Origin of the sequence: Amycolatopsis sp. WAC 04169 (assembly GCF_003947535.1) — a bacterium.
GTDB classification, from domain to species: domain Bacteria; phylum Actinomycetota; class Actinomycetes; order Mycobacteriales; family Pseudonocardiaceae; genus Amycolatopsis; species Amycolatopsis keratiniphila.
Window position 1 is genome coordinate 233,644 of record NZ_QHJI01000002.1, and the last position, 15,461, is coordinate 249,104.

General features: G+C 69.1%; 15 protein-coding genes. 12 read left to right on the top strand and 3 right to left on the bottom strand.

Annotated elements, in window-relative coordinates; all coding sequences use genetic code 11:
• Nucleotides 1-50 precede the first annotated feature (50 nt).
• The gene (locus DMC61_RS05950; RefSeq protein WP_125687481.1) at nt 51-2,549 is read right to left on the bottom strand and encodes a M14 family zinc carboxypeptidase; all 2,499 of its coding nucleotides are present in this window, start codon (nt 2,547-2,549) and stop codon (nt 51-53) included.
• A gap of 235 nt (nt 2,550-2,784) precedes the next feature.
• Between DMC61_RS05950 and DMC61_RS05955 the strand changes: the two genes are divergently transcribed.
• Both DMC61_RS05955 and DMC61_RS05960 read left to right on the top strand, forming a co-directional pair.
• Entirely contained in the window at nt 2,785-3,474 is a 690-nt protein-coding gene (locus DMC61_RS05955; protein ID WP_043848032.1) for a DUF998 domain-containing protein, read from the top strand.
• A 92-nt stretch (nt 3,475-3,566) separates the two neighbouring features.
• On the top strand, nt 3,567-4,232 hold the full coding sequence (locus DMC61_RS05960; RefSeq protein ID WP_199749911.1) for a trans-aconitate 2-methyltransferase: 666 nt from the start codon (nt 3,567-3,569) through the stop codon (nt 4,230-4,232).
• Here the strand turns inward: DMC61_RS05960 and DMC61_RS05965 are convergent.
• Nucleotides 4,138-4,779 (bottom strand): hypothetical protein, encoded by a 642-nt coding sequence (locus DMC61_RS05965; protein WP_125687483.1) that lies wholly within the window; start codon nt 4,777-4,779, stop codon nt 4,138-4,140. The two genes, DMC61_RS05960 and DMC61_RS05965, sit on opposite strands and share 95 nt — an antisense overlap.
• Nucleotides 4,776-5,108 carry a hypothetical protein gene (locus DMC61_RS05970; RefSeq protein WP_076153599.1) on the bottom strand — a complete coding sequence of 111 codons (333 nt, stop codon included), beginning with the start codon at nt 5,106-5,108 and terminating at the stop codon, nt 4,776-4,778. Before DMC61_RS05970 ends, DMC61_RS05965 begins: the two co-directional genes overlap by 4 nt.
• A 363-nt stretch (nt 5,109-5,471) precedes the next feature.
• On the opposite strand from DMC61_RS05970, the gene DMC61_RS05975 reads away from it, so the two are divergent.
• The 10 genes from DMC61_RS05975 to DMC61_RS06020 all read left to right on the top strand — a co-directional run bounded on the left by DMC61_RS05975 (nt 5,472) and on the right by DMC61_RS06020 (nt 15,438).
• Nucleotides 5,472-6,785, top strand: coding sequence for a helix-turn-helix transcriptional regulator (locus DMC61_RS05975; RefSeq protein ID WP_125687485.1), 1,314 nt, complete (start codon nt 5,472-5,474; stop codon nt 6,783-6,785).
• Nucleotides 6,782-7,486, top strand: coding sequence for a hypothetical protein (locus DMC61_RS05980; protein WP_125687487.1), 705 nt, complete (start codon nt 6,782-6,784; stop codon nt 7,484-7,486). Before DMC61_RS05975 ends, DMC61_RS05980 begins: the two co-directional genes overlap by 4 nt.
• Nucleotides 7,477-8,073 (top strand): dCTP deaminase, encoded by a 597-nt coding sequence (gene dcd / locus DMC61_RS05985; protein ID WP_125687488.1) that lies wholly within the window; start codon nt 7,477-7,479, stop codon nt 8,071-8,073. The genes DMC61_RS05980 and dcd overlap by 10 nt, the downstream gene beginning before the upstream one ends.
• Nucleotides 8,057-9,139, top strand: a complete 1,083-nt coding sequence (locus DMC61_RS05990; protein WP_125687490.1) for a thiamine-monophosphate kinase — start codon at nt 8,057-8,059, stop codon at nt 9,137-9,139. The genes dcd and DMC61_RS05990 overlap by 17 nt, the downstream gene beginning before the upstream one ends.
• A 448-nt stretch (nt 9,140-9,587) precedes the next feature.
• Nucleotides 9,588-10,349, top strand: coding sequence for a 3-oxoacyl-ACP reductase FabG (gene fabG / locus DMC61_RS05995; protein WP_125687492.1), 762 nt, complete (start codon nt 9,588-9,590; stop codon nt 10,347-10,349).
• 3 nt (nt 10,350-10,352) lie between these two features.
• Complete coding sequence (locus DMC61_RS06000) at nt 10,353-10,805, top strand: MaoC family dehydratase (protein WP_016333242.1); 453 nt, start codon at nt 10,353-10,355, stop codon at nt 10,803-10,805.
• Nucleotides 10,806-10,896: 91 nt separating this feature from the next.
• A complete protein-coding gene (locus DMC61_RS06005) occupies nt 10,897-11,922 on the top strand; it encodes a phosphotransferase family protein (protein WP_125687494.1) in 1,026 nt (341 codons plus the stop codon).
• 2 nt (nt 11,923-11,924) lie between these two features.
• Complete coding sequence (locus DMC61_RS06010) at nt 11,925-13,148, top strand: acyl-CoA dehydrogenase family protein (RefSeq protein WP_125687496.1); 1,224 nt, start codon at nt 11,925-11,927, stop codon at nt 13,146-13,148.
• Nucleotides 13,145-14,326: an acyl-CoA dehydrogenase family protein gene (locus tag DMC61_RS06015; protein ID WP_125687498.1), complete on the top strand. Its 1,182-nt coding sequence runs from the start codon at nt 13,145-13,147 to the stop codon at nt 14,324-14,326. Before DMC61_RS06010 ends, DMC61_RS06015 begins: the two co-directional genes overlap by 4 nt.
• Entirely contained in the window at nt 14,323-15,438 is a 1,116-nt protein-coding gene (locus tag DMC61_RS06020) for an acyl-CoA dehydrogenase family protein (RefSeq protein WP_125687500.1), read from the top strand. Before DMC61_RS06015 ends, DMC61_RS06020 begins: the two co-directional genes overlap by 4 nt.
• Nucleotides 15,439-15,461: the final 23 nt, after the last annotated feature.

Consider the following 15,461-nt stretch of genomic DNA (forward strand, 5'->3'; position numbering starts at 1 on the left):
TTCCCTCGGCTCAGCCGAGGGAAGGGGGCCTTCACGCGCAAAGCGAGGAACTACCGGACCGAGCGCTCCTTCTTGGCCCGCGCCGACCGGGTGCAGACCTCACCGACGTCGACCGTCTGGCCGCGGTCGATGTACACGTCCGTCAGCCCGACGAGCTTGCCCTTCGGCGACGTACAGGTCAGCTGGTACGCCTCCTTCGGACCGTAGGTCGGCGGGATCGGCGACTGGAACGACACACCGCCGGTCCAATCGTCCACAGTGGACGGGTTCGCCTGCGAGTAGTTGACCAGCACGGCCCGGTATTCCCCGGCGGGCGGGTCGTACAGGATCGCGTGCTCTTCCGTGGTCGAACCGTTCGCCGACGACGACACCATGTTGCCCGCGGCGTCGAAGACGTAGAGGTCCCAGTCGGTGTCCTGGCTGGCCCACTTGACGTCGACGCTGAACTTCCCGTTGTCGACCTTGGGGAGCCCGTCCACGCGGAAGGTGAAGCTCTCCGAGGTCGGGTCCGTCGGGTAGTTCTGGTTGATCGCCGGGACCCCGGCCGGGTTCACGGCCTGAATCGCGGGCTGCGCCGGACCCTGCGGCTCGCGGCCGTAGCGGCCCGCGACGTAGGGGCGGGTCGACGGGTTGACCGACCACGCGAACCGGCCACCGGTCGACGACAGCGACGAGTTCAGTTCGTCGGTCACGTAGATCGGCGGCTTGGTCGAGCCGTCCGGCTGCACCACCGGGGAGGTCGGCGTCTGGAAGGTCTTGTGCAGCTTCAGCTGGTAGCCCTTCGGCGCCGTGCCGATCAGCGTCGAGTGCGCCGCCGGGTCGGCGGTGTTGGCCAGCATGTCGATGAACGCGGCACGGTTTCCGCCCTTGCCCGCGCCTGCCGCGGGGGCGACACCGGTGTACTCGGCGACGACGCCCTCGGCGAACGGCGGGTGGAACTCGTTCGGGCCGACCTCGAAGGTGAAGCCCCAGCCACCGGTGGCCCAGTACGACCAGTCCTCGGTCGAGCCGGTCGTGTCGTAGAGCGCCCACGACGGCTGGCTGGTGTATCCGTTGCGCGAGGCCATCTTGTCGCCGAGCGCCTTGTACGCCGGCTCGTCGAGCGGCGGGCGGACGGCGGCGACACCCGGGACACGCAGCACCAGGTTCGAGAAGGTGTGCAGCGTGATCAGGTTGGTCACCTGGCGGTTCGACACGATCGAGCGGACGTTCTGCGTCTCGGGCTCGGAGAACGGGCCCGCGCCGCGGAACGTGTCGCTGCGCCACACGGTCGACGCGCCGGCGCCGCCCCAGAAGCCCGCGTAGTTGCGGTTCGGGTCGGTGCCGCGTTCACGGCCGGCGGGGTTGGCCTTGCAGACGCCCGTCGCGAACTCCTTGGGCGAGTCGTTGACGTTGCAGTTCTTGCGCTTCATCTCGTAGTCGAAACGCGAGAAGTCGCCCCTGGGCTCGGCCTCACGGGAGATTTCGAAGCCGTCGGGGTTGACGATCGGCACGATGATGTTGCGCGTCCGGCCGACCAGGCCGCGGATCGCGGCGTTGTTGCCGGTGTAGCCCTTGACCAGTTCGTGGGCCCATTCCATGGCGTGTTCGCCCGCCGGCCACTCACGGGCGTGGTGCACGCCCATGGTGAAGTTGACGGGTTTGCCGTCGGCGATGTTCTTGACGTCGGTCGCGATCTCGAGGCCGAGGACGTCGCGGCCTTCCCAGGTCGGCTGCGGCAGCGTGAACGCAGTGACCAGGCCGGGGTTCTTGCGGGCCAGTTCCTTGACCTCGAACTGGTAGTCGTAGAGGTGCCGGTAGCTCGTGCGCCCGGACGGCAGGGTGGAGCCCGGCGTCTTCGCGGCGTACTCGCGGTCGGTCTTGGCGTTCTGGATCGACCGCGCCGAAAGGTCGCCGTCGACCACCTTCGCCTTGAAGCCGTTGTCCGCCAGCGTCTTGCGGTCGGCGTCGTTGGCGAGGACGACCTGCACACCGGTGGCGTCGGCCTTCTCCGTGACGTCCAGCCCGAGCCGGAGGAGCTTGTCCTTGTCCTGCTTGGCGGGCGTCTCGACCCGGACCAGTTCGGCGCGCTGCGGCGCGGGCGCGGCGCCGGTCGGGGTTCCCTGAGGCGTGAGCGAGAGGAAGTCGACCCCCAGTACCGCGTCGCGCGTCCGGCCGTCGTACCGGCAGGTCTGCACGACCAGTTTCTGGTCCTTCTTCACGAAGCCTTCGGCGAGCTCGTGGCTGCGCAACGCGGCGGACGCGGCGACCACGGCACCGGTGGTCTTGTCGAAGACCGCGAGGTCCCAGTCGCCCTCGGTGCCGCCGCGCGGCGCCAGGCGCGCCTGCAGCAGACCGTCTACTGTGGACGTGAACTCACGCCGATCGGTGCCGGACGTACCCGGCTTCTGCAGCGCGGCGAAACAGGAACGCGGCACGGCCTTGTCGGCTCGCACCACGTTGTCCGCGGCCCCCGCCGTCGTGGCCGACGGAAGTGCCACGAAGGCCCCGGCGAGTACCAGGGTCGCCGCGGTCCATCCCGCTCTTCGCCGGTTTGGTGAATACCCCACAGACTGACCTCCTTGGACAGTCCGGTGACCGGGTGAGGTCACCGGTAGCGAGACCCTAGACCCGCGACCCCGCCGGAGGGACCCGCCACAAGTCGCCTACACCTCTTTCGGCCCAACGATCTCACCGTCCGTGCCGGAACGATCACCGCCACGCGCGCCGTACAATCGGACTTTCCTGTCGATTCCGACAGGTCGGCCTAAGAAAACCTTCAGGATGGGCGGTTACCTTTCAACCATGACGACGCCCCAGGTCACCGCCAGGTCACCGCTGGCCCTGCTGGCCGCCGTGGTCTCCGTCGCCGGCGGAGCGCTGCTGATCCTGTTGCTGCAGGTCCTCCCCGCCACCAGCGACATCAGCCCGGTCCGCCGCACCATCAGCGAGTACGCGCTCAGCGAGAACAAGTGGATCTTCGACGTCGCGGTGCTGCTGGTCGCGTTCGGCTCGGCGATCGGCTTCGGCGCGCTGATCCGCCGCAAACACCTTCCCGCCCTGTCCGCGGCATCGGTCTTCTGCGCGCTCTGGACGGTGAGCCTGGTGGTGATCGTGGCGTTCCCCAAGAACAACTGGGCGATCGGGCCGAGCACCGGCGGCACGGTGCACCGGATCGCGAGCGTCGTCGCCTTCGTCTGCCTGCCGCTGGCCGTGTGGTTCGCGGCGAAAGCCGTGTTCCCCTCCTCCCCCGCGCGCCGCGCCGTGACCCGGGTGCTCGCGGTGGCGGCCCTGGCCTGGTTCGGCGTGATCCTCGGGGCGATCGTGGTCTCGATGAACGGCGGCGAGCCCTGGTGGCGGGCGATCCCGCTCGGGCTGGTCGAACGCGCGATGGCGCTGACCGGGCTGATCGCGCTGGCGTCACTGCTCATCCCCGCACGTGTGGTCACCGCACCGGTGACCGAGCAGGCCGAAGCCCTGGAGATCGCGTCCTGACCGCCGAACGCCTCGCCCGCGCCTGGGACGAAGCCGCCGAAGGTTACGAGGCGTACTACGTCCCCCGTTTCGCGCCTTGGGTCTCCGAAGCGGTGCGGGCCCTCCCCTCGGACCTGCCCGACGGCCCCGTCTTCGTTCCTTGTTGCGGCACCTTCCCGGAGCTCGACGTGCTCACCGGGCACCTGCCCGGCCGCGAGATCGTCGGCATCGATCTGTCCGCGGGGATGGCCGCGAGGGCCAGGAATCGAGCCTCGGGCAACGCGCTCGTCCGCGTCGTCGAGGGCGACGCCTCGGAACTCGACGCGGGCTCGGCCGCCGCGATCGTCTCGGTCTTCGGCCTCCAGCAACTGCCCGAACCCGACGCCGCGCTCCGGTCCTGGGCCGAAGCGCTACGCCCCGGCGGAGTGCTTTCGGTCGTCTACTGGCCGCACAGCACCGAAGCGGGCGGGGCCTTCACGGTGCTGTCCGACGTGCTCCGGGAGCACGTCCCGGCAGGCGACCGCTCGTGGGAAGAACGGCTCGTCCCCGCACTGGCGGGCGCCACGATCGAACGGGACGAGCCCTTGTCGTTCCCGATGGTCCACCCCGACGCGGATACGTTCTTCACCGCGCACACCCGTTCGGGGCCGATGCGGCCGCTGGCGGACGCGCGCGGTGAAGAGTTCATCGCCGTGCTGCGCGAGGAATTCCTGCGAAGGGCGCCGGAAGGGCAATGGCGGCACCGTCCGTCTGCCCGGCATATCGTGGCGCGGGCGTGAGCTCGGCGACGTCGTCGGCGTCCTTGCGCAATCTCGCGGTGCACACCGAAAGATGCACCACGTTGGCACGCTTGTGGTGACGGTAAACGTGGACGTCGGTGGCGAAGCACGCCGCGGCCAGCAGCGCCCGCCGCTGCTCGATGCGCTCGTAGCCCACCCCCGCCGGGCAGAACACGGTCACCTCGATCTCGTCGCCGCGCGGCTTGGTCCACAGGATCACCGGCAGCTTGCCGTCGAGGGTGCACACCCGGGCGCGGGCGAATCCGGTCCGCAGCCGGTGCTGCACGACGACCGAGCGCAGCCGGTCGCGGAGGAATCGCCGCGCCGATTTCCAGTAGAACAGCCAATTCGCGACGCCGAACAGCACGACCGCGCCCCAGATCGGGCCGGCCGCCTGGAAGAGCGAGAACAGCGCGTACGGGAGGACGAGAAGTACGCCGATCTCGTAGCGCCAGTGATAAAGGGCGGTGACCGGGTTGGGCCTCCTGACCACCGTGATCTCCCTGGCCAGCTCGGCGATCGCCTGGGGTTCCTGCCAACGGCTCATGACCTTCCTCCTGTCCGTCCGGCGGTTTTCTCGGCGACCGCGGCCGCCGCGGGAATGGAGCGGACGACACCGGCACCGGCGCAGTCCGGGCAAACGGCGTCCTCGTAGGGCCACCACCCCGTGCCTCCGCACGGTTCGCACGCGTGCACGGTGTCCCAGCGGGGATCGCGGTAGACGCGGCGCCTGCTGTCCGGCACCCGGGTCACCTGCCAGCCACGAGCGGCGGCTCTCGCGTCCTCGCCGGACGCGAAAAGCCATTCGTGGAAGCGTTCGAGAAGTCGATCGAACCAAGATCGGGGCGCTGCCGTGTGGTTCTCGTGGTGGGACATGAGGTTCACCCCCGATGCGGCGAAGCACTGATTCGGGTCGGCACACACGACGCCTACTCCGGCATTCGTGTGGCCCGCAGGCGACGCGAACCGAAACGGATGCACAGCGTCACTTTCAGATGGCTGACAGCATCCGCTCTCCGGTCGTGCCCTGTTCGGCCCCTGCCTCGCGGCCGGGCGGATCGCGTACCCTCGGACCAGGTAGAACAGGCCCGGACGCGGCCACCTGCTTCTCGTGACAAGACATTGACCAACGCGCCAGCGCGGTCCGATTCGCTTGCTGTACTCTCCCCGTTGTGTGCACGTTCAGTCACCGCCCTACTTTGCCTACTAGAGGTAGGTAAGCCTGTGTCTAGTGCCTACATGAAGCCTACATCGGCTGGACGGCGGCCGGTAAGCCCCGATGCGGAAACCGTTACCGCGTCGGGTGTCGGCCGTGAGCTGCGGCGGCTGCGCAAGGCCGCGGGCGAAACCCAGGCGGAAACGGCCCGGATCATCGGGGTGACCAGGGCGAACCTGACCCAGTGGGAGACCGGGAAATACCTCCCGTCGACCCACAACGCCCGCCAGCTCGACGACCACTTCCGCGCCGCGAACGCGCTGTTCACCCTGGTCGAGACGGCCCGTTCGCCGCAGGAACACACCGCCCCACCTCTCGTCGGCGACGCCGGCGTCGTCGACACTTCGCGGTCACTGCTGCAGGTGTTCCACACCGTCGGCGCCAAACTCGCCGAGCGCCTGATCCGCGACGAGCACGGGAAACCGCTGGGGTGGCGGCACAACCTGCAGAAGAGCACCGGGGCGAAGGCACTCAGCACCGCCTACGGGATCAACACCATGCTGGTGGTAGGCGATCCCTACATCGACCTACATACGCTCGCCGAAGATCTCTACCGGCTCCAGTCGGCGCACGGCTGGCGGGGCCGCGCGGGCGGCAGGCGACCGGAAACCACCGCGTCGGTGGTGGACGCGCTTTTCCGCACCAGCACCATGTCCGCCGACGACGGACTGAAACAACTCGAAGGGTCGCTCCTGATCGGGGAGGAAATCGACCCGTACAGCCGGACCCGTCCGTACCTGTTGTCCGCCGTGCTGCACACGGCGGTCCGGCTTCGGCCGGACGCCCCGCTGACCGACCGGCTGATCGACGCCCTCCTGGCGGCCCGGCTCGACTTCGACGGCTCACTCCTGTGGCCGGAGAAGAACGAGGCCGGGCTCGTCGCCCCGGAGGCGTCGGTCGTGCACACCGCGCGGTCGGTCGTCGCCCTGCGGGACGTCCTGCGCAGCCGTGAAGATCGCAACGACGTCCGTGAGGCGGCCGACGAAGCCACACAATGGCTCATCGACCGGTCGCATTCGGACGACGGCGTGGCAGAGGATCTAGAGAGGCCTCGCCCCGACGGTGAAGGAACGACCCGGATCATCATCCGGCACTTCACCTCCGCCTGGGTCGTCCAAGCGCTCGCCACCGCCCCCTTCCTGCCACTCCCCCGGCTCAACCGGGCGCTCGGAACCCTTTGGGAGCGCTACGACGCCGACCAGGGGCTCTGGGCTTGGGAGAGCGGAGATCTACCGATTTGGCAGACCTTGGACGCAGTCACCGCGCTCCGCGCGGCCGCCTTCGCCGCCGCGGCGCCCCCGCTCAGCCCACCAGGAACTCCAGGTACAACTCCATGATCGACACCCCGCCATCGACCCTCGCCGCCGTTCCGGCGGACGGTGACGCCGACCTTCCCTGGCTGCGCGCGGTCGCGCACCGGGTCCAGGACTCCCCCGGCGTCTTCCTTTCGTGGCTCGAAGAAATCCTCGGTGACGAAGAAGCCGTCCGCGCCGCGGCGAAGCGTTCCTACTGGCATCCCAACGGATTCGCCAAAATGGTGCTCCACGCCTCGCCCGATTTCCGGATCCGGCTCCACGTCTGGCCGGAATCCGAGGAACCGTCCCGCGGCGAGTCCAATCCGCACAGCCACCGGTGGGAATTCGCCTCGACCATCGTCGCGGGCGAAGGCCTGCACATGGTCGAGTTCCACGAAACGGCCGACGGTGGGAAGCCGTACGACCGGTACCGCTACGGCGCCGACCCGGCGAACCCGGCCGCGTTGCTCGCGGACGGCGAAGCCCGGCTCGAAGTGGAGAAAACCCCGCACGTCCGGCTCGGCGAGGTCTACTCGTGCGACACCGCCGTCGTGCACACCGTCCGGCCGATCGCGGCGGGATTGACCGCGACGGTGGTGATCCAGGGACCGCATCGCACCGGCACCACCGTCGTCTACTGCGAGCCCGGCGAGTCCGACGACCAGCCCAACGGCGAGCTGACCGAGACCGATTTCCGGGACCTGGTCGGCGCCGTCGCGGATGCGGTGGCCTCATGCCGCTGAGCTGGCCCGCGCCACGCCGCGGCATCCTGACCGACCGGGCCATCAGGCGCGCGCACCGCAGCGGGGAGCTCACGATCACCCCGTTCGAACCTGCCCTCGTCCGCCCCGCCGCGATCAGCCTGCGGCTCGGGCACGAGGCGTTCGCGCTGAAGTCGACCGGGACGGTGGACATCGCCGACCGGAGCACCTATCCGGAACTCGTGCCGAAGGAACTCGACGCCGAGGGCCGGCTGTGCGTCGAGCCCGGCGAAGTCGTCCTCGCGCCGACGTTGGAGAAGATCGGGCTTTCGGAGAAGCTCGCCGGGCTCGTCGACGGCACGAGCGACTACGCGCGGCTCGGCATCAGCGTCGTCCTTTGTGGACAGGTCAGCCCCGGTTTCGGCAACGAGAAAGGCGCCGTGCTGACCCTGGAGATCGTGAACCATCTGCGGCATCCGGTGCTCCTGCACCCGGGAGCGCGAATCTGCAACCTGATGCTGTTCGCCTCCACCGGAAGCGAGCAGCCCTATGGCATGCTGCCGCACAACTATTCCAGCGACCACAACGTGGCCCCGTCCCGATTGGCGGATCATGTCGGCCGTAACTGAACTCTCGCCGGTCGGCGACGACGGCCGGCTCGGCGACCTCGGCGAGCACGCGATCCTGGAGCACATCCTGCGGCCGCGTTACGGCGGTGTCCGCGGGTTCGGTGACGACTGCGCCGTCCTCGACGCCGAAGACGGGCTTCGCGGTGATCTGGTCGCCACGACCGACAGCTGTCCCACACCGCTGGTCACCATCCTGGGTGAAACGGATCCGTATCACGCCGGATGGCTGCTGGCGACGATCAATCTGTCCGATCTGGCGGCGGCCGGCGCCACGCCACTCGGCCTGGTCGTCAACTACACCCTGCCGAAGACGACCACGGCGGGTGAATTCCGGCGGCTTCTCGACGGCGTGGACGACTGCACCGGGAAGCACGGGACCAAGGTCGTCGGCGGCGATCTCCGGGACGGCCCGGTCCGGCAGCTCACCGCCACGGCCATCGGCCGCTGCGTCCCCGGCGGACGGCTCGGACGCGTCGGCGCCGAGGCCGGTGACCGGCTGTTGCTGGTCGGTTCGCCCGGTTACCTGTGGTCGTACGCGTTGCTCGTCGAAAAGCAGGCGCGGCTCTCCGATGCGCTCGTCGCCGGGATCCGCGAGCGTGCCTGCCAGCCGATGGCCCAGGTGGCCGCCGGAAGCGTGCTCGCCACGGCGGGGCTGGCACGCGCCGCGATGGATGTCTCGGACGGTCTCTTCCCGACCGTGCGGACGCTCTGCGGGGCCAACGGCCTCGGCGCGCGGATCACGACGGCCATCCAGTTGGACGAGCCGCTCGCCGACGTCTGCGCGCAGTCGGGGCTCGGCCGGTTCGAGCTCGCGCAGGCATGGGGCGACTGGACGCTCGTGGTCGCCGTGCGGCCGGAGGACGTCGACCTCGCCAAGAAGACCCTCGCCGGCGAAGGCGTGGCGGCGCAGGAGATCGGCGTGCTCGTTCCCCGCGAGGAAGGCATTTCGCTGGACGACGGCGAACCTTGGGACGGGATCGCGCAGGAACGCTTCTCGCCCAGTTCGTGGCATGGTGGCGAGCTGCCGCGACTGATCACCGAGGTGCTGGGCAAGCGGGCGAGCTGACCCGCGCCTCGTGAGTGGCGATTCGGGTTAGGGCCAAGGCTGTCTCAGTTGCCTACTGAATGTGGGTGTCAGTTGGCAGAAGGTCCGTGAAGGCCTCCTTCCCTACCCTCAAGGTAGGCAAGGAGGCCTTCACGTACTTGGAGTGAGCAAGTGCGGCGGCGTGGTGGTGGGGCGCGGACAGCCGCTGGGAGACGAACCGCGCGGAACCGAAGGGCGGCACGGGCAGGCCGGTCAGGACATGGGCTCTTCGGCTCATGTGGCACCTCCGTGTGCTTGCGGAAGTGCAGGTGGGGGCGCCAGACATCGGGACGATCAGCTCGCCGGGAGTGGCCGTTCGGGCACCCGTGATTACGATCACAGCGAGACTCCTGGCCTGACATCTCTACAAACCGACCGCTCAGTACGGCAGACTCGACGGCACTTCCACTCGACGACGAGGAGAACACCCGTGACCGAACACCCCTCCCGTGTAGCGATCGTCACCGGCGCCGGCCGCGGCATCGGGGCGGCCGTGGCCAAGCGGCTCGCTTCCGACGGATTCGCCGTCGGCCTGCTGGACCTCGACGAGGCCGGTGTCAAGCAAGGGGCGGAAGCGATCGTCGCCGAGGGCGGCAAGGCCGTCGGTGTCGCGCTGGACGTCAACGACGCCGCGCAGGTCGAAGCCGCGGTGACCCGGGTGGCCGAGGAACTCGGCGCGCCGACCGTGCTGATCAACAACGCCGGCATCACCCGCGACAACCTGCTGTTCAAGATGACCGAACAGGACTGGGACTCGGTGCTGGGCGTGCACCTCAAGGGCTCGTTCCTGATGACCCGCGAGGTGCAGAAGTACCAGACGCAGGAGAAGTGGGGCCGCATCGTCAACCTGTCCAGCACCTCGGCGCTGGGCAACCGCGGCCAGGTCAACTACTCCGCCGCCAAGGCCGGCATGCAGGGCTTCACCAAGACCCTCGCGATCGAACTGGGCAAGTTCAACGTCACCGCGAACGCCATCGCCCCCGGGTTCATCGCCACCGACATGACCGCGGCGACCGCCGAGCGGCTCGGCATGTCGTTCGAGGACTTCAAGGCGGCGGCCGCGTCGCAGATCCCGGTGCAGCGGGTCGGCACCCCCGAAGACATCGCCAACCTCGCGTCGTTCCTGGTGAGCGACGGCGCCGGGTTCATCTCCGGCCAGGTCATCTACGTCGCCGGCGGACCGAAGGACTGAGCCATGCGCGAATTCGCCTCCCTGCAGGAGTTCGAGAACGCCGTCGGCGAGCACTTCGGCTACAGCGACTGGCTGACGCTCACCCAGGACCGGGTGAACCTGTTCGCCGACGCCACTGATGACCACCAGTGGATCCACGTCGACGTCGAGAAGGCCGCCGAAGGCCCCTTCGGCGGCCCGATCGCCCATGGCTTCCTGACGCTGTCGCTCATTTCGGGCTTCGTCGGCAAGCTCTACCGGGTCAACGGGCTCAAGATGGGCATCAACTACGGCCTGAACAAGGTTCGGTTCCCCCAGCCGGTCAAGGTCGGCGCGAAGATCCGGGCGGGTGCCGAACTGGTCGAGGTCACCGACGTCGCCGGCGGCAAGCAGGCCGTGGTGCGGTGGACGATCGAGATCGACGGCGAGCCCAAACCGGCGTGCGTCGCGGAAATGGTCGTCCGGCTGATCGCCTGAGAGAGTGACCTCCGGCACCTCGCCGGACCAGCCCTACCTGACATACCGACTGGTCGGTACTGTTACCGGAAAGCGAGACGCTGGAGGCACCATGAACCAGTCCGACCTGCCGGGCCTCGACCTGGCCAGGCTCAAGGCCCACCTCGACGAGCACCGGCCGGGTCTCGTCCAGGGCGACCTGAGCGGCCAGGTCGTGGAAGGGGGCCGGTCGAACCTCACCTACATCGTGGGTGACGGCCGGTCCCGCTGGGTGGTCCGCCGCCCGCCGCTGGGCCACGTCCTGCCGACCGCGCACGACATGGGCCGCGAGTACCGGGTGATCTCCGGCCTGCACGGCACGCCCGTCCCGGTGCCGGAAACCGTGCTGCTGTGCGAAGACACCGACGTCATCGGCTCGCGGTTCTACGTGATGGAGTTCGTGGAGGGCACGCCCTTCCGTTCGGACACCGAACTGGCCGCGCTGGGACCCGCCCGCACCAAGGCGATCGCGGACGAGCTGGTGGACACCTTGGTCGCCCTGCACGCCGTGGAACCGGAAACGGTGGGGCTGGGCGATTTCGGCCGTCCCGAGGGCTTCCTCGAACGCCAGTTGCGGCGCTGGAAGAAGCAGCTCGACGGCAACCGCAGCCGCGACCTCCCGGGCGTCGACGAACTGCACGACCGCCTGGCCTCGTCGGTGCCGGAATCGGGGAAGCCGTCGATCGTCCACGGCGACTACCGGCTGGACAACGTGCTGGTGAACGCCGACGACCGGATCACCGCGGTGCTGGACTGGGAGATGTCCACTCTCGGCGACCCGCTGACCGACCTCGCGCTCCTGGTGGCCTACGCCGAACGCGACAAGGTCTCCTTGCAGTTCGTGTCCAACGCCAGTTCGGCGCCAGGCTACCCGCGCAACGACGAGGTCATCGCGCGGTACGCCGAGCGCTCCGGCCGCGATGTCTCCCGGCTCAACTGGTACGTGAGCTTCGCGTTCTTCAAGCTCGCGGTGATCCTGGAAGGCATCCACCTCCGCTACAGCAAGGGGCAGACCGTCGGCGCCGGATTCGACGGCATCGGCTCGGGCGTCGTCCCGTTGATCGCGCACGGCAATGAGACTCTCAAGGAAGAGGGATAGAGATGGACTTCGCCTTCGACGCGAAAACCGAGGAACTGCGGGGAAAGCTCCTCGAGTTCATGGATTCGCACATCTATCCGGCCGAGGCCGTCTTCGAGCGGCAGCTGGCCGAGCGTGACAGCGAGTGGTCGCAGCCGCCGATCGTCGAAGAACTCAAGGCCGAGGCCCGCAAACGCGGGCTGTGGAACTTCTTCCTCCCCGGTGACCACGGCGCGGGCCTGACGAACCTCCAGTACGCGCCGCTGGCCGAGATCACCGGCCGCAGCCTCCGGCTCGCGCCGACCGCGGTGAACTGCGCGGCACCGGACACCGGGAACATGGAAGTGCTCACCATGTTCGGCACCGACCAGCAGAAGAAACAGTGGCTGCAACCGTTGCTGGACGGCGAGATCCGGTCCGCGTTCGCGATGACCGAACCCGACGTCGCTTCTTCCGACGCGCGCAACATCGCCACCAGCATCCGGCGTGACGGCGACGAGTACGTCATCAACGGCCGCAAGTGGTACATCTCCGGCGCGATGAACCCGAACTGCAAGATCTTCATCGTGATGGGCAAGACCGATCCGGACGCGCCCGCGCACAAGCAGCAGAGCATGATCCTGGTCCCCCGCGACACCCCCGGCATGACCGTGAAACGCGGTATGCACGTGTTCGGCTACACCGACGGGGACCACGGCGGCCACGCCGAAGTCCTCTTCGAGGACGTCCGTGTGCCGGCGGAGAACCTCATCGCCGGCGAGGGCGACGGGTTCGCCATCGCGCAGGCGCGCCTCGGGCCGGGGCGGATCCACCACTGCATGCGCGCCATCGGCATGGCCGAACGCGCACTGGAACTGATGTGCCGCCGGGCGCTCTCGCGCGAGACCTTCGGCAAGCCGATCGCCGAACAGGGCGTGGTGCAGGACTGGATCGCCGAAGCACGGGTGAAGATCGAGCAGCAGCGGCTGCTGGTGCTCAAGACCGCCTGGCTGATGGACACCGTCGGCAACCAGGGCGCGCACACCGAGATCCAGGCGATCAAGATCTCCACCCCGATCACCGTCGAGTGGATCCTCGACAAGGCCGTGCAGTTGTTCGGCGCGGGCGGGGTGAGCCAGGACTTCCCGGTCGCCGAGATGTGGGCGCAGGTGCGGACGCTGCGCCTGGCCGACGGCCCGGACGAGGTGCACAAGCGCTCGCTGGCGCACCGTGAGCTGAAGAAGTACCGCACGGAGGCATCGAAGTGACCACTGTGGACGATCTCAAACGGCGCGTGGCCGAGCTGCTGGCCGCGTATCCGCCGGAAAGCACGCCGCGCCAGGACTTCCTCGACGCGCGGTTCGACGCCGGACTGGCCTGGATCCACTTCCCCGAAGGCCTGGGCGGCCTGAACGCGCCTCGCTCCCTGCAGTCCGTTGTCGACAAAGAGCTCGCCGCGGCGGGCGCGCCGGACAACGACAAGCGACGGATCGGAATCGGCCTCGGCATGGCCGCGCCGACGATCCTCGCCTTCGGCACACCCGAACAGCACCAGCGCTTCCTGCGTCCACTGTGGACCGAACGCGAGGTGTGGTGCCAGCTGTTCAGTGAGCCCGGCGCCGGATCCGACCTGGCCGCACTGGGCACCCGCGCGGTCCGCGACGGCGACGACTGGGTGGTCACCGGCCAGAAGGTCTGGACGTCGGGCGCGCACAAGTCGCAGTGGGCCATCCTGGTCACCCGCACCGACCCCGACGTGCCGAAACACCGTGGTATGACGTACTTCCTGTGCGACATGACCGCGCCGGGCGTCGAGGTCCGGCCGCTGCGGCAGATCACCGGGGAAGCCGAATTCAACGAGGTCTTCCTCAGCGAGGTCCGCATTCCCGACGCGCACCGCCTCGGCGCGGTCGGTGAGGGCTGGAAGGTCGCGCAGACCACGCTGATGAACGAACGGGTCGCGATCGGCGGGACCGAGTTCCCGCGTGACGGCGGCATGGTCGGCGTCGTCGCCGAAGTCTGGCGGGAGCGCCCGGAGCTGCGCACGTCCGAACTGCACGACAGGCTGCTGAAGTTGTGGGTGGAAGGCGAAAGCCTGCGCCTGGTGAGTTCGCGGCTGCGGCAGCAGCCGGCCGCGGGCGCGCCGGGGCCGGAGGGGTCGGCGGTCAAGGTCGCGTTCTCCGAGCTGAACCAGGCCGCGTCCGGGCTGGAGATCGAGCTGCTCGGCGAAGACGGTCTTCGCTACGACGACTGGACGATGCGCCGTCCCGACGGCGTGAACTTCCTCGGCCGCGAAGCCGGCTATCGCTATCTGCGCGCGAAGGGGAACTCCATCGAGGGCGGCACCTCGGAGGTCCTGCGCAACATCATCGCCGAACGCGTGCTGGGGCTGCCGTCCGAGCCGCGGATCGACAAGGACGTCGCCTGGAAGGACCTGCCCCGATGAGCGACCTGCTGTACTCCGAGGTCGAAGAGGACCTTCGCGCCAGCGTCCGCGACCTGTTCAGGGACCGCGCGGAACCGGCGGCCCTGATCACCAGGACCGAGACGGCGGAGCCGTACGACCTGAAGCTGTGGCGCACGCTCGCCGCCGACCTCGGCACGGCGGGTCTCGCCGTCCCGGAGGCGCTGGGCGGACACGGCGCTTCGGCGCGGGAAGTCGCCGTCGTGATGGAGGAGCTCGGGCGCAGTGTCGCCCCGGTCCCCTATCTCGGCAGCGCCGTCCTGGCGACGTCGGCCCTGCTGGCGACCGACACGTCGCAGGCGGAAGTGTCCGAACGGCTCGGGAAACTGGCCGCGGGCACGCTCATCGGCGCGCTGGCCGTACCGCTGTCGACCGCACCCGGCGCCGAGTTCCCCTCGGCGGTCACCCCGGCGGCCGACGGCACGCTCAGCGGCGAAGTCCGCAGCGTCGTCGACGCTTCGGTGGCCGAACTGCTCGTCGTCCCTGCGGCAGGGCCCGACGGTCCCGGCCTGTACACGGTCGACGCGGCGTCGGCGGGTGTGACGGTCACCGAGGCGATCTCCCTCGACCTCACCCGGCGCATCGCCGACGTGACCTTGGAGAACGTGGCCGCGAAACGCGTCGCCGACGCCTCGACGGCGGCGTCCGCGCTGGACACGGCACTCGTCACCGCGGCGGGGCTGCTCGCCTCGGAACAGCTCGGGATCGCCGAGTGGGCGCTGACCGAAACGGTGCGCTATCTCAAGGAGCGCTACCAGTTCGGCCGTCAGGTCGGCTCCTTCCAGTCGCTGAAGCACCGGCTGGCGAACCTGTACACGGATCTGGTCAACGCCAGGGCGACCGCGCGGTACGCCGCCGACTGCCTGGCCTCCGGTGACGACATCGCGATCGCGGTCGCGGTGGCGCAGGCCCGCAACTCCCCCATCGCCGTCCACGCGGCCGAAGAGGCGATCCAGCTGCACGGCGGGATCGGCATGACCTGGGAGCACCCCGCGCACCTGTACCTGAAGCGCGCGAAGAGCGACGAGATCGCCTTGGGCACTCCTGGGCGGCATCGCGCGGCTCTCGCGCCGCTGATCGACCTGCCCGCCTGAGCCACCCGGCGGGGTCCGTCCGA

Excerpts from the sequence above, each read along its gene's own strand:
- DMC61_RS05955 (WP_043848032.1), top strand. The coding sequence starts at position 2,785 with ATGACGACGCCCCAGGTCACCGCCAGGTCACCGCTGGCCCTGCTGGCC.
- DMC61_RS05965 (WP_125687483.1), bottom strand. The coding sequence starts at position 4,779 with ATGAGCCGTTGGCAGGAACCCCAGGCGATCGCCGAGCTGGCCAGGGAG.
- DMC61_RS05970 (WP_076153599.1), bottom strand. The coding sequence starts at position 5,108 with ATGTCCCACCACGAGAACCACACGGCAGCGCCCCGATCTTGGTTCGAT.
- DMC61_RS05975 (WP_125687485.1), top strand. The coding sequence starts at position 5,472 with ATGAAGCCTACATCGGCTGGACGGCGGCCGGTAAGCCCCGATGCGGAA.
- DMC61_RS05980 (WP_125687487.1), top strand. The coding sequence starts at position 6,782 with ATGATCGACACCCCGCCATCGACCCTCGCCGCCGTTCCGGCGGACGGT.
- dcd (WP_125687488.1), top strand. The coding sequence starts at position 7,477 with ATGCCGCTGAGCTGGCCCGCGCCACGCCGCGGCATCCTGACCGACCGG.
- DMC61_RS05990 (WP_125687490.1), top strand. The coding sequence starts at position 8,057 with ATGTCGGCCGTAACTGAACTCTCGCCGGTCGGCGACGACGGCCGGCTC.
- DMC61_RS06000 (WP_016333242.1), top strand. The coding sequence starts at position 10,353 with ATGCGCGAATTCGCCTCCCTGCAGGAGTTCGAGAACGCCGTCGGCGAG.
- DMC61_RS06005 (WP_125687494.1), top strand. The coding sequence starts at position 10,897 with ATGAACCAGTCCGACCTGCCGGGCCTCGACCTGGCCAGGCTCAAGGCC.
- DMC61_RS06010 (WP_125687496.1), top strand. The coding sequence starts at position 11,925 with ATGGACTTCGCCTTCGACGCGAAAACCGAGGAACTGCGGGGAAAGCTC.
- DMC61_RS06020 (WP_125687500.1), top strand. The coding sequence starts at position 14,323 with ATGAGCGACCTGCTGTACTCCGAGGTCGAAGAGGACCTTCGCGCCAGC.